This window comes from Sinorhizobium sp. Y406 (genome assembly GCF_058732025.1).
The window spans coordinates 3,610,089-3,622,262 of the sequence record NZ_CM178974.1 but is presented as its reverse complement, the minus strand read 5'-3'; the positions used below and the strand labels follow the sequence as shown (position 1 = coordinate 3,622,262).

The following is a 12,174-nucleotide window of genomic DNA, read 5'->3' as shown; positions in this document are numbered from 1 at the left end:
GTCCTGTTTTTCCCCCGCCGCCTGAGACTGATTGCTTCCGGCCTGGAATCCTTCAGGTGCCGTCGCCAAATTCATCTGCATGTTGCCGCCTTCCAAAATCATTCTCCGATGCCGTCATCGCTGCCGGCCTCATCTTCTTATGCCCGCCGGCCGCGGCCGCCTCCTCGAAGGCCATGCCGCGTCGAACGGACGCCCATGACACCGATCCGGGCTCCTCATAATCCCGTCGCGGTGCGCGTCGCGCTCGCCCGCTCATCGTGCCGAGCGGATGTCCCCTGCGCTTTGCACTTGGCTACCCTGCGGCAGCATTCGGACCGAAGGGCAGACTTTCCTCGTCGCAGTTGCTCCACACCCTCGCATGTGCGGGCAACCTGATCTTCTTCCTCCAACGTCTCGACTCAAAACAAATCCGAGGCCACACCCGCGCTGCAATCGTAAGGCGAAGAATTCTCGTTCCGACGCGAAGACTCGCTCGGCTTCTCTACTGGCTTTTTTGATTGAGCGACGTGGATTTACCCCGCCGCAGGGAACAGAAAGCCCGTTAGCCATTTCTAGGAAATGACTTCGAAGACCTTCTAAACAGATGTGGTCCGTGTCCCCTGTGGAAGCCATTTAGGCAGGATCGGCAGGCAAGATCAATCGGGTTTTTTACCGCTCTTTAAGCGCGGCCGGTTGACTCTCATGCTGGGTTTTGCATGCGCGTCCCGAGTCTCAAAAGAATCGCTTTTGAATCAAGGGTTTTGATTTTCGCCCTTCTTGCTTAGCTGGCGAAAAAGAAAAAAATAAAAATTCGCTTGACTCATTTTGCAGCCGATACGTGCACCAAAACCGATGCCCCGAGTCCGACAAGCTCGCGCAAGCCGTTGTAATCACTTAATAATTTCTGTCACACCAATGACACAAGCATTAGTGGACAAATTAACCATGACTATGGCCGAAATACGAATCGAAACAGCCCGGCGCAAGACGCCGGGCTGTTTGTAAACAGGTTTTTATTTAGCCGGGTTAGGCCGAAAGACCCTTCACCCGCTGCGCCAGGCGGGAGACTTTGCGCGATGCCGTGTTGGCATGCAGCACGCCCTTGGTGGCGGCACGCATCAGTTCCGGCTGAGCCGCCTTGAGGGCGGCGGCGGCGGCGGCCTGATCTCCGGAAGCGATCGCCTCTTCAACCTTACGGACGAAGCTACGGACGCGCGAACGACGGGCCTTGTTCACTGCGGTACGGCGTGCGATCTTGCGGGTCGCCTTTTTCGCCGAAGTTGTATTGGCCATTGATGCCTCTCTTCGAAAACCTGACATGAACTCCGCCTTCGCCGTGCCGGGTCACTGCGACCTGTCATCCAAGCAATTCGGGAGCATTCTCGGAAAGCCCGCGTGAGGCGTTCCAGACTGTGGGCGGCGTATAAAGGGAAACCAGTCCCGCGTCAACGCGCAATTTGAGAAAACGTCCCTAGCGGTGTTTGAACTCCGCCTTGCGCTTGCCGACGAAGGCGGCCATCCCCTCCTTCTGGTCCTCGGTCGCGAACAGCGACTGGAAGAGCCGCCGCTCGAAGCGCAAGCCTTCGGCGAGCGTCATTTCGAGCGAGCGGTTGACCGCCTCTTTCGCCATCATTACCGCGGGAAGCGAGAAGGAGGCGATCTTCTCGGCGGCGGCGAGCGCCTCTTCCACGAGCCTCTCCGGCGCGACGACGCGGGCAACCAGCCCTGCCCGCTCGGCTTCGGCCGCATCCATCATCCGGCCCGTGAGAATCAGGTCCATCGCCTTCGCCTTGCCGACGGCGCGCGTCAGGCGCTGCGACCCGCCCATGCCCGGAATGACGCCGAGGGTGATTTCCGGCTGGCCGAACTTGGCGGTTTCGGAAGCAATGATGAAGTCGCACATCATCGCGAGTTCGCAACCGCCGCCGAGCGCATAGCCGGAGACCGCCGCGACCATCGGCTTGCGGGCGTCCGCAACATGCTCCCAGCCGCCGAGGAAATCGCCGAGATAGCTGTCGACGAAATCGAGCGACTGCATTTCCTTGATGTCGGCACCGGCGGCGAAGGCCTTTTCCGATCCGGCAATGACGATCGCTCCGATATTCCTGTCGGCATCGAAGGTCTTCAGGGCCGCATCGAGCTCGCGCATGACGGTCGCATTCAGCGCATTCAATGCCTGCGGACGGTTGAGGGTGATCAGGCCCACACGCCCGTGCATCTCAACCAGCAGGGTCTCGTAGCTCATTGTCGTCTCCTCCTAGAATCGGCGTTCCAAGGCTATTTCTGACAGCGCGGGCAATGGAAGGTCGAGCGCCCCGCCTGCGTGATGCGGGCGACCGTACCGCCACAGCCGGGCGTCCGGCAAGCCTCGCCCTCCCGGTCGTAGACGGAGAAGGCATGCTGGAAATAGCCGAGGCTGCCATCCGCCTGGATATGGTCCTTGAGCGAGGACCCGCCGGCGGCAATCGCGTCGGCAATCACCGCGCGGATCGCCTCCACCAGGCCGGAAAGGCCCGCTTTCGCCCGGCCGCGGCTGTCGACCAGCGTGCCCGCCGGCCGAGTGGGCGCAAGCCCGGCTCGCCACAGGGCCTCGCAGACATAAATGTTGCCCAGACCCGCAACGGTCCTCTGGTCGAGAAGCGCCGCTTTCAGCGGCTGCGCCCTGCCCGCAAGGCGGCTCGCCAGATAGGCGGCGTCGAGCGCATTCCCCGTCGGCTCCTCGCCGAGGTCGCGGAAGAAGGCATGATCAGCGAGCGTATCGCGCCTTGCCAGATCCATGAAGCCGAAGCGGCGCGGATCGTTATAGATGACGCGCGCCGGCCCGACCCCGGCATCGAGGTGGAAGATGACGTGGTCGTGTTTCTCGTCCTTTCCACGCGGGTGGTGGAAGGCGTCGGGGGTCGCGGGCGACGCGCCGCTCTCGATTCGGAAAGAGCCGGACATGCCGAGATGCGCAATGATCACGTCGCCTCCCTCCAGATCGATCGTCAGATATTTGGCGCGCCGGGACAGCGAAACAATACGGCGGCCGGAAACGGTGGCAGAGAAGTTTTCAGGAAAAGGAAAGCGCAGGTCCGGCCGGCGCAATTCGGCGCGCAGCAGCAGCGCCCCCTCCATGGTCGGCGCCAATCCGCGCTTGACCGTTTCCACCTCGGGCAATTCGGGCACCGCCGTCTTCCTTTATCCTCTGTTCATTCCGTCCGGATACATGCATTCCCATCGCCGGAGCAATGACCTATAGGTGCGCTATGCCGCAGCCGGAACCTCGTCGCTGAGATAGCGCGGATCGGGTGTTTTCGCTATGGTGCCGGCGCGTTTGTATGAAGTGGAGTATTCGGATGACGGATGAGCGCGTATCGGCGAATGGCGGAATGGAGACCTCCTTCGGTTTTCGCGAAGTCGGCGCGGACGAAAAGCAGCCGCTCGTCAACGATGTCTTCCACAAGGTCGCGAAACGCTACGACATCATGAACGACGTGATGTCGGCGGGCCTGCATCGGGTCTGGAAGGATGCGATGATCGCTGCCCTCAACCCGCCACGCCGAGAAGGTTACCGGGTGCTCGACGTCGCCGGCGGCACCGGAGACATCGCTTTCCGCATCGTCGAGGCTTCCGGCCGAAAGGCGCATGCGACCGTACTCGACATCAATGGCTCGATGCTTGCGGTCGGCGCCGAGCGCGCGCGAAAGAAGGGGCTCGACGCCAGTCTCGAATTCGTCGAAGCCAATGCCGAGGACCTGCCCTTCGCCGCCAATTCCTTCGATGCCTACACGATCGCCTTCGGCATCCGCAACGTCCCGCGCATCGAGGTGGCGCTAAGAGAGGCCTATCGGGTACTGAAGCGCGGCGGGCGGCTGCTGGTGCTGGAATTCTCCGAGGTGGAGATGCCTTTGCTCGACAGCTTCTACGATGCCTGGTCGTTCCATGCGATCCCCAGATTCGGCAAGCTCATCACCGGCGACCACGCGCCCTATCAGTATCTGGTCGAGTCGATCCGCAAATTCCCGAACCAGCGCGATTTCGCGGCGATGATCCACGAGGCGGGCTTCGCCCGCGTCTCCTTCACCAATTACACCGGCGGCATTGCAGCGCTGCATTCGGGCTGGAAAATCTGAACGCATGAGCACGCCTGGAGCATATTTCCGTCTCGTGCGGATCGGCTGGGTGCTCACGCGCGAAGGCGTATTTGCAGCGATCCCCTCCGAGCACCTGCCTCCCTCCGCGCGCTTCGCAAAGAAGGTCGCCGGCCTGCTCGCCCGCCGCAAGGCACGGTTCGAAGAGCGCAGCGGCCGGCTTGCCCGCGCCGTCGAGCGGCTCGGGCCCTCCTATGTGAAGATCGGCCAGTTCCTGGCGACGCGTCCTGACGTGGTCGGCGCGGAACTCGCCGCCGACCTCTCGCAACTGCAGGACCAGATGGCAACTTTCCCACCGAGTGCGGCCAAGGCAGCGATCGAAGGTTCGCTCGGCCGCAGCGTCGACACACTCTTCGCGGAATTTCACGAGCCCATGGCGGCCGCGTCGATCGCCCAGGTCCATCCGGCCGTCATCCTGCGTGAAGGCCGACGCGAGAAGGTCGCCGTCAAGGTGATCCGGCCCGGCATCCGCCAGCGCTTTGCCGCCGATATTGAGGCTATGTATCTGGTCTCGCGCATGCAGGAGCGGTTCCTGCCCTATACCCGCCGGCTGAAGCCGGTCGAGGTGACGCGGACGCTCGAGCAGACGACCAAGGTCGAGATGGACTTGCGGCTGGAGGCTGCGGCAATTTCCGAGCTCGCCGAGAACACGAAAGAAGATTCCGGCTTCCGCGTGCCCAAGGTCGATTGGGAGCGCACCGGGCGCGACGTTGTCACCATGGAATGGATCGATGGCATCAAGATGTCGGATATCGAGGGCCTGAGGTCCGCCGGCTATGATCTCAACAGCCTCGCCGAGACGCTGATCCAGTCCTTCCTGCGGCATACCTTACGCGATGGCTTCTTTCATGCCGACATGCATCAGGGCAACCTCTTCGTCGACGAGGCGGGCCATATCGTCGCCGTGGACATGGGCATTGTCGGCCGGCTCGGCAAGAAGGAGCGCCGCTTCCTCGCCGAGATCCTCTACGGCTTCATCACGCGCGATTACCAGCGCGTTGCCGATGTCCATTTCGAGGCCGGCTATGTGCCGTCGCATCACGACGCCGCAAGCTTTGCCCAGGCGATCCGCGCCATCGGCGAGCCGATCCACGGGCAGCCGGCCGAAACGATCTCGATGGCAAAGCTCCTGACCCTGCTTTTCGAGGTGACCGAGCTCTTCGACATGCAGACGCGCCCGGAGCTCGTCATGCTGCAGAAGACGATGGTCGTCGTCGAAGGCGTCGCCCGCACGCTCAACCCGCGCTTCAACATGTGGCGGGCATCGGAGCCGGTCGTCGGCAGCTGGATCCGCGACAATCTCGGCCCGAAGCGCATCGTCACCGACCTGCGCGACGGCCTGCACGCAGCCCTTCGCGTCGCCGAAGCCGTTCCCGAAATCGCGGCCCGCACGGAGCGCTTTTCGAAGGACATCATGGCGATGAGCGAGAAAGGCCTGCGGTTCGATGCGGCGACCGCCGAGGCGATCGGCAAGGCGGAGGCGCGCCACGCACGCTCGGGCCGCATCGCGCTCTGGGTGATCGCGGCGGCGCTCGTCTATATCGCCTGGCGGCTCGTTTGAGCGCCAAATAGCTCTTCTCAATTCCCGCAACGTGGAATAATGTCCGCCCATGGACAGTCGCTTCTTGCTCGTGATGATGGTGACCGCGCAGACCTCAGGGCATGCGGGAGAGCTGTTGTCTTAGGCGAGCTGTTCTCCAGCCAACCCTGCCGAGCGAGCAGGGCCGGGCTCTGTTTCCTCGGATCTATCGACAGAGGAAACGAGACAATGAATGCACCATCGCCTGATCTCCACATTCGTGCCGCATCCGTTGCCGACTGGAAGGCGCTCGCCCTCCTCAGGGATCTGCCGGGCGTCCGGGCAGGAACGCTGCGCCAACCCTTCGCACCGCCGGAACGGACGCGCGAATGGCTCGAGAACCGAGGAGAAGGCGACATGGTCATCGTCGCGGAGATCGAGGAAACGATCGTCGGCCTTGCGGGACTGCATCGTCACAAAGGCCGGCGCCAGCATGCCGCCGAACTCGGCATGTCGGTCCACGACGATTATCGCCGACGCGGTATCGGCAGGGCGATGCTCAACGCCCTGATCGAGGCCGCCGACCGCTGGCTCGGCATCGCGCGCCTCGAGCTTACGGTTTTCACCGAGAACGAGGCGGCAATCGGGCTCTACCGCCAGGCGGGGTTCGTCACGGAGGGCGTATTGAAATCCTACGCTCTGCGTGACGGGATGCTCGCGGACGTCTTCGCCATGGCGCGGATCAGAGAGTAGTCGGAAAGCGGCCCTTCCGGCCGGCAGGCAAGAGCGGACCGGTCACAGCCCCTGCTCCTTGCGGCGGCCCTCCGAAAATGTCATGCCGTCCGACAACTGAAGACCAGAAGACTCATGAAGCACGAAGCCCCTTCTCTTCCAAACGGTGCCTTCCTCCGCCAAAGGGGACGAGCATGTTTTCATCGTCTCGTGAGCACAATGCCGGTTCTTGTCCAGGTGCGTTCGGGAACCAAGGTCGTGGTCGTCCGCGATACCTCTCTGCGCCTCCTGGCCGGCGAATTTGGCCTGTTGCCCGACCATCGGCCCATGACGATGGAGAACATTCCCAAGTCACCTCAGAACTATGAAGCGCGTGTCCTGCCAATCCCCCGTTCCTTATTCGAAGAGACCTATCTTCGCGTCGGCTGCATCACGCCCCCGCGGACGGCGGTTCCCATGAAGGCTCGGGATCTACCCGTCGAGGCGGTGGCGCTGTTCGACTTTTGCTCTTCTCCCGAAAGATTGGCGACATTGCCCGCCGCCGTGGCTTCGGTGCGCCTGATGGAACTCATTACCTGGTTCGCGCTCGGCGGGGCCATATTGGGCGAGCGTGGAGACCTGCTTTTGCAGGACCGCCTGCGCCAGATGATCGAGAAGGACCCGGCCTACGACTGGACTTCCGGGCACGCCGCCCGCAGCTTCCACATGAGCGAGGCGACGTTGCGGCGCAAGCTGGCCGCGGAAAATACCAGTTTCACCGAAACCTTGAGCGACACCCGCATGACACGTGCCCTGGCTCTCCTGCATACGACGACCCTGCCCGTCGCCCACGTCGCCTTGGCAGTCGGATACGACTCTCCATCCCAATTTGCGGTACGCTTCAAGGAGCGATTTGGCGTCAATCCGCGCGACGTGCGGGGAGATCCGGATATAATTGAGCGAATTGGGACAGAAGTTGCGCGGATCGGGAGAGACGAAATCTCCGTTGAGCAGTAGGCCTGCTGCGTTCGTAACTGCAGGAAAACACCATGCGCTTCATCATTGCAATTCTCGGCCTGAGCTTGCTCGGCGCCACGGCCGCCCAGGCCGAAATGAAACTGACTTCGAAGGATCTGACGCCCGGCGAGACCATGGCCAATGCGCAAGTCTTCAACGGCTTCGGTTGCAGCGGGGGGAATATCTCGCCGCACCTTTCATGGTCGGGTGCGCCGGCGGACACCAAGAGCTTCGCCATCATGGCCTATGATCCGGATGCGCCCACGGGTTCCGGCTGGTGGCACTGGACGGTGTTCAACCTCGCCGCCAATGTCACGGAGCTCGCAAGCGGAGCGAGCGGAGACAAGAAACTTTCAGCACGCGCGGTGGAAGGCCGCACCGATTTCGGCGCCTCAGGTTATGGCGGTGCTTGCCCGCCCGAAGGTCATGGACCGCACCGCTACCAGTTCACCGTGTACGCGCTGTCGCTCGACAAGCTCCCCCTCGATGGCAAGGCACCCGCCGCCATGGTTGGTTTCTTCGTCCGGGCAAACTCACTCGACCAGGCGACGATCGAGGTCGAATACGAGCGCTGACGCGCACTCCGGGCAAAGTGCCCTGCCGGTGGCGGCTCCCCACCGCTGGCGCATTTTCCTTCCGCCCCGCTCGGGGGGGCGCGCTCCAACGCACACGGCCGCCCCCTCGGCCACGGCGCCGCGCATCTTTTCAGTCGACCGTGAACAATGACTATCGCTAAGCGGCGCGCGGGTTCGCTCGGGCGTGCAGCCAGGCGAGCAGCAGCCACAAAAGCTGCCTCAACCAGTTGAGAAGGAGCGAGAAGTTGTAGCCGGCGGCGGCCAGGACGGCGTTGTTGGCGTCGCCGTGTTCGCTGGCGAGATAGTTGCGGCCCATGCGGTGCTCGGCCTTGAGATGGCCGATGACCGGTTCGACGGCGGAACGCCGCCGCATCTCGCGCTTAATCGCCGGCGTGACGCGGCGTTTCTGGCCGCTGGTGAAGACCCTGAACCTGTGGCTCTCCGGGGCATTGTGGCCGCGGTAGCCGGCGTCGGCGAGAATGCGGCCGATCTCGTTGCCGATGGTTTTCTCCATGTCCGGGATCACGGTCGCCAGCGTGTGGCCATCATAGGGATTGCCGGGCAAGGCCTTTGCATGCAGGGCAAACTGGCCGCCCCTCGAGCGCTTGAGCGTGGTGGCGACGGAGACCTTGACGCCGAACTCGTACGGCCTGTGCGCCTTGCCTTTGCCGATACATTCGACCTCCGGCGCGTGCAGGCTGTAAATCTTGCGGCCGCGCTGGCGCTGCCGCTGCTCCAGAACCGTCGAGGCCTGGTGGAGCGGCCAGAGGAAGATCGCCCGCAGCTTCTCGTCATCGCCGATCTGCCGGCGAACGTCGCGGACGGTGCGGCCGAGATAGGTCCTGAGGGTCCGCAGCGCCTTGTTGGCCCGCTTGAACTGCTTGGCATGGGCGTAGCGCTGGTGCTTGATCAGCGCCAGCTTGCCGATCCGCAGATAGGTCTGGCGCAGCTTCACGCCGGTCTTCTTCGCCAGCCTCACCAGTCGCTCGCGCGCCCGGTGGAGGAGCTTCGCGTCGGTCGGGAACATCACGTTCTTCGGCTGCACGGTGGTGTCGACGATCACCCGGCGTGTGTCGGCCGGCTGCATCGCCCCGGTCTTGACCGCCACCGCCAGGCTTTCCTGCAGCAGCGCGGTCAGCCGCTCCTCTCCCATGCGCCCTCGCCAGCGGGTCATCGACGAGCGGTCGAACGGCAGGTCATGGCGGAAGAACTCTTCGCCGCACAGATATTGGAAATAGGGGTTCTCCACCCAGCGGGCGCACAGCTCCTCGTCCGACAGGTTGAAGGTATGCTTGAGGATCGAAAGCCCGGCCATCAGCCGCGTCGGCAGCGGCGGCATGCCGGGGCCGTCGCTATAGACTTCACCGAAGTGGCGCTCCAGAAACGGCCAGTCGATCGCCTGCGCCAGCCGCACCAGTTCGTGCTTCATGTTGATGATCTGATCCAGCCGGGAGCGGAATAGATCCTGCTCCCCCGTCTCGCGCCGCTCGCGTGGTCTCGACATCGCCGCTCCTCGATTCACCGCCGCTAAACCGAGTGAATCACGCCGCGCTGAAGGCGCAAACCGCAAAATCAAATTGCAAGAAAAGCGCGCTTAGCCAGCGCCTTTCTTGCAACACTGTACCGCAGGAAAGCAGAAATTACAGAGCGCTTTCAGAGACGTACGGATAGTTCACGGACGACTTTTCAGACGCGCCAAGTCGCTGCAACTCTTTGAATCTGCGCATCGAGCCTTTCGAAATCGGTTCCGATTTTCGGGCCGTTGCGCTAGGTTCGCCGTCAAAGAACGGGAGCGGCGACAGGCCGAAGCGGAATGATCCCAAACGAAACGACATTGGCTGGCAAGCGCATTCTTCTCATCATCTCCGGCGGTATCGCGGCCTATAAGAGCCTCGACCTCATCCGGCGACTGCGCGAGCGCGGGGCGGAAGTTCGGCCGGTGATGACGGCCGGTGCGCAACAATTCGTGACGCCGCTCGCCGTCGGCGCGCTCTCCGCCTCCCATGTGTTCACCGATCTCTTTTCGCGCGAGGACGAGCAGGACGTCGGCCATATCCGCCTCGCCCGCGATTGCAACCTCGTCGTTGTTGCGCCCGCCACGGCGGATCTGATGGCGAAGATGGCCCATGGCCATGCCGACGACCTTGCCTCGACCGTGCTGCTTGCGACCGACCGGCCGGTGCTCGCCGCGCCGGCCATGAACCCGAGGATGTGGATGCACCCGGCGACACGCCGCAACCGTGCGACCCTTGCCGGCGACGGCATCTTTTTCGTCGGCCCGGCCGCAGGGGAAATGGCCGAGAGCGGCGAGGCGGGCGAAGGCCGAATGGCCGAGCCCCTCGAGATTGTCGCCGCGATCGAGCGATTGCTCGTCCGGGAAGAAAGACCGCTTGCCGGGCGAAAGGCGATCGTCACCTCCGGGCCGACGCATGAACCCATCGATCCGGTTCGCTATATCGCCAATCGCTCTTCCGGCAAGCAGGGTCATGCGATCGCGGCGGCGCTTGCGAGACTTGGAGCGGAGGTCACCCTCGTGTCGGGGCCGGTGACGATCCCGAATCCCGTGGGTGTACGCGTCGTCCACGTCGAGCGTGCCGAGGAGATGCGCGATGCGGTGCTCGCCGCACTTCCGGCCGATATTGCCGTGATGGTCGCCGCCGTCGCCGACTGGCGCGTGGCCGCGACCGCCGGCAACAAGATCAAGAAGCGGCCGGGCGAGGCCCCGCAGCCGCTCCTGCTTGCCGAGAACCCGGACATATTGAAGACAGTCGGCCACCACGCCTCGCGCCCCAAGCTGGTGATCGGCTTTGCCGCCGAGACGGAGAATGTCGCCGACAACGGCCGAACGAAGCTCGAACGGAAAGGCGCCGATTACATCCTTGCCAACGACGTTTCGCCGTCAACCGGGATCATGGGGGGCGAGCGCAATACGGTGAAGCTGGTCGGCCGCGACGGCACGGAGGACTGGCCGGAGATGGGCAAGGACGAGGTGGCCGAGAGACTCGCGGCGCTGATCGCCGCGAGACTTTCCGTCTGATATCTACTCAGTTCAATTGCAGATTGCCTGCCGCAGCAGGCGGAACCGCCGCGACCGCAAGACGCTCGCGAACGGCAATATCGGCTGCCCCGAAGAGAAGCACATCGACGCCGTTTTCGCCGACGACCACCGCGGAGCCGTCGGGGATCTCGGCCCAGGCATTATCGTCGTTGAGCGGCTCGGACACGAGGCAATAGCCGCCATTCTCCCCCATCGGTGCGGCGTAGAGCGTCGGCGCCTTCTGGTCGGAGGCATAGCGAACCGCATAGAGTTCATCTCCGTTCGAGAAGGCGGCCGTGAAGCGGACGAGTGCCGGCCGTTCCATCTCTTCGGCAAGCCGCTCGACGAAGCCGAGCGCCTCCGCCATGGCGCCGAGCGGATCGCCGTCGAGACCGAACTGCAGCGCCAGAAGGAAGAGCAGTTCCGAATCGGTGGTGCCGGTGCGCGCCGCGTAGAGATCGTTGTCGAGCATGTTTTCCATCGGCCGGCGCAGATGCTCGAAATCGCCGATCTGGCCATTGTGCATGAAGCACCAGCGGCCATGGACGAAGGGGTGGCAATTGTCGCGGCGCGTACCGCCGCCGGTCGCCGCGCGCACATGGGCGAGGAACAGGCGTGAGCGGATTTGCCGCGCGATGCTTCTCAGGTTGCAATCGGACCAGGCGGGCAGGATGTCGCGATAGCGCCCTGGCTCCGGACGATCGCCATACCAGGCGATGCCGAAGCCGTCGCCATTGGTGGCCGTCTTTGCACGGGTCGCGCAATGGGATTGCTCGATCAGCGAGTGCGCCGGAGACGTTACCAGTTCCTCCAGATAGAGCGGTTCTCCACGATAGGCGGCCCAACGGCACATGCGTCAATCACTCCGGTACGTCTGGACGTTTTCCCCAATCCGCGCGGTAATGGGGCGATTCGTCAACCATCGTCAGCGGCGATCTTGCCGCGAAACATGGTAAAATTGCGTTAACGAATTCGCCTTTTGGTGATGACGTCCGGCGGCCTGACGCGCTACTGCATCTCTCCTTAATCGACCTCCATTCGAGGAAAAGGACATGCAGCAATTCAAAGTGCTACAGCGGCCTTTGCGCGTCTGAAAAGACCCGGGGCGCTGCATTCCCCAGCTGCCGAGGAAGTTTTCGAATAAATATTCCATATTGACATTGATCGCACAGTTCATTTCATTTTCTTCGATCATGAGGCCGC

At 63.0% G+C, this 12,174-nt stretch carries 12 protein-coding genes; 6 read left to right on the top strand and 6 right to left on the bottom strand.

The genetic code is table 11. From position 1 onward, the window contains the following. Positions 1 to 1,005: 1,005 nt before the first annotated feature. The 3 genes from rpsT to mutM form a co-directional block, all read right to left on the bottom strand. The gene (gene rpsT / locus AC4P1R_RS17030) at positions 1,006 to 1,272 is read right to left on the bottom strand and encodes a 30S ribosomal protein S20 (protein WP_069459695.1); all 267 of its coding nucleotides are present in this window, start codon (positions 1,270 to 1,272) and stop codon (positions 1,006 to 1,008) included. Positions 1,273 to 1,450: 178 nt separating this feature from the next. Further along, positions 1,451 to 2,224, bottom strand: coding sequence for an enoyl-CoA hydratase (locus AC4P1R_RS17025; protein ID WP_492177263.1), 774 nt, complete (start codon positions 2,222 to 2,224; stop codon positions 1,451 to 1,453). 32 nt (positions 2,225 to 2,256) lie between these two features. Then, positions 2,257 to 3,147, bottom strand: a complete 891-nt coding sequence (gene mutM / locus AC4P1R_RS17020) for a bifunctional DNA-formamidopyrimidine glycosylase/DNA-(apurinic or apyrimidinic site) lyase (RefSeq protein ID WP_069459697.1) — start codon at positions 3,145 to 3,147, stop codon at positions 2,257 to 2,259. A gap of 170 nt (positions 3,148 to 3,317) precedes the next feature. On the opposite strand from mutM, the gene ubiE reads away from it, so the two are divergent. The 5 genes from ubiE (at position 3,318) to AC4P1R_RS16995 (ending at position 7,934) form a co-directional block, all read left to right on the top strand. After that, complete coding sequence (gene ubiE / locus AC4P1R_RS17015; RefSeq protein WP_069459698.1) at positions 3,318 to 4,094, top strand: bifunctional demethylmenaquinone methyltransferase/2-methoxy-6-polyprenyl-1,4-benzoquinol methylase UbiE; 777 nt, start codon at positions 3,318 to 3,320, stop codon at positions 4,092 to 4,094. A gap of 4 nt (positions 4,095 to 4,098) precedes the next feature. Beyond that, the gene (gene ubiB, locus AC4P1R_RS17010) at positions 4,099 to 5,673 is read left to right on the top strand and encodes a 2-polyprenylphenol 6-hydroxylase (RefSeq protein WP_492177262.1); all 1,575 of its coding nucleotides are present in this window, start codon (positions 4,099 to 4,101) and stop codon (positions 5,671 to 5,673) included. 207 nt (positions 5,674 to 5,880) lie between these two features. Next, a complete protein-coding gene (locus AC4P1R_RS17005; RefSeq protein WP_069459700.1) occupies positions 5,881 to 6,384 on the top strand; it encodes a GNAT family N-acetyltransferase in 504 nt (167 codons plus the stop codon). Between the two features lie 114 nt (positions 6,385 to 6,498). After that, entirely contained in the window at positions 6,499 to 7,359 is an 861-nt protein-coding gene (locus AC4P1R_RS17000) for a helix-turn-helix transcriptional regulator (RefSeq protein WP_069459701.1), read from the top strand. Between the two features lie 32 nt (positions 7,360 to 7,391). Continuing rightward, positions 7,392 to 7,934 carry a YbhB/YbcL family Raf kinase inhibitor-like protein gene (locus tag AC4P1R_RS16995; protein ID WP_492177261.1) on the top strand — a complete coding sequence of 181 codons (543 nt, stop codon included), beginning with the start codon at positions 7,392 to 7,394 and terminating at the stop codon, positions 7,932 to 7,934. A gap of 157 nt (positions 7,935 to 8,091) precedes the next feature. Here the strand turns inward: AC4P1R_RS16995 and AC4P1R_RS16990 are convergent, their stop codons facing one another. Then, a complete protein-coding gene (locus AC4P1R_RS16990; protein WP_492176801.1) occupies positions 8,092 to 9,438 on the bottom strand; it encodes an IS5 family transposase in 1,347 nt (448 codons plus the stop codon). Positions 9,439 to 9,747: 309 nt separating this feature from the next. Between AC4P1R_RS16990 and coaBC the strand changes: the two genes are divergently transcribed. Further along, on the top strand, positions 9,748 to 10,971 hold the full coding sequence (gene coaBC / locus AC4P1R_RS16985; RefSeq protein ID WP_069459703.1) for a bifunctional phosphopantothenoylcysteine decarboxylase/phosphopantothenate--cysteine ligase CoaBC: 1,224 nt from the start codon (positions 9,748 to 9,750) through the stop codon (positions 10,969 to 10,971). 7 nt (positions 10,972 to 10,978) lie between these two features. Here coaBC and AC4P1R_RS16980 read toward each other — a convergent pair whose 3' ends face one another. Next, positions 10,979 to 11,824, bottom strand: a complete 846-nt coding sequence (locus AC4P1R_RS16980; RefSeq protein ID WP_151611919.1) for a class II glutamine amidotransferase — start codon at positions 11,822 to 11,824, stop codon at positions 10,979 to 10,981. Positions 11,825 to 11,896: 72 nt separating this feature from the next. Next, complete coding sequence (locus AC4P1R_RS16975; RefSeq protein WP_492177259.1) at positions 11,897 to 12,166, bottom strand: hypothetical protein; 270 nt, start codon at positions 12,164 to 12,166, stop codon at positions 11,897 to 11,899. Positions 12,167 to 12,174 lie beyond the last annotated feature (8 nt).

Bases quoted from the DNA above. Each gene is read 5' to 3' on its own strand.
- rpsT (WP_069459695.1), bottom strand. From the start codon at position 1,272: ATGGCCAATACAACTTCGGCGAAAAAGGCGACCCGCAAGATCGCACGC.
- AC4P1R_RS17025 (WP_492177263.1), bottom strand. From the start codon at position 2,224: ATGAGCTACGAGACCCTGCTGGTTGAGATGCACGGGCGTGTGGGCCTG.
- ubiE (WP_069459698.1), top strand. From the start codon at position 3,318: ATGACGGATGAGCGCGTATCGGCGAATGGCGGAATGGAGACCTCCTTC.
- ubiB (WP_492177262.1), top strand. From the start codon at position 4,099: ATGAGCACGCCTGGAGCATATTTCCGTCTCGTGCGGATCGGCTGGGTG.
- AC4P1R_RS17005 (WP_069459700.1), top strand. From the start codon at position 5,881: ATGAATGCACCATCGCCTGATCTCCACATTCGTGCCGCATCCGTTGCC.
- AC4P1R_RS17000 (WP_069459701.1), top strand. From the start codon at position 6,499: ATGAAGCACGAAGCCCCTTCTCTTCCAAACGGTGCCTTCCTCCGCCAA.
- AC4P1R_RS16995 (WP_492177261.1), top strand. From the start codon at position 7,392: ATGCGCTTCATCATTGCAATTCTCGGCCTGAGCTTGCTCGGCGCCACG.
- AC4P1R_RS16990 (WP_492176801.1), bottom strand. From the start codon at position 9,438: ATGTCGAGACCACGCGAGCGGCGCGAGACGGGGGAGCAGGATCTATTC.
- coaBC (WP_069459703.1), top strand. From the start codon at position 9,748: ATGATCCCAAACGAAACGACATTGGCTGGCAAGCGCATTCTTCTCATC.
- AC4P1R_RS16980 (WP_151611919.1), bottom strand. From the start codon at position 11,824: ATGTGCCGTTGGGCCGCCTATCGTGGAGAACCGCTCTATCTGGAGGAA.
- AC4P1R_RS16975 (WP_492177259.1), bottom strand. From the start codon at position 12,166: ATGATCGAAGAAAATGAAATGAACTGTGCGATCAATGTCAATATGGAA.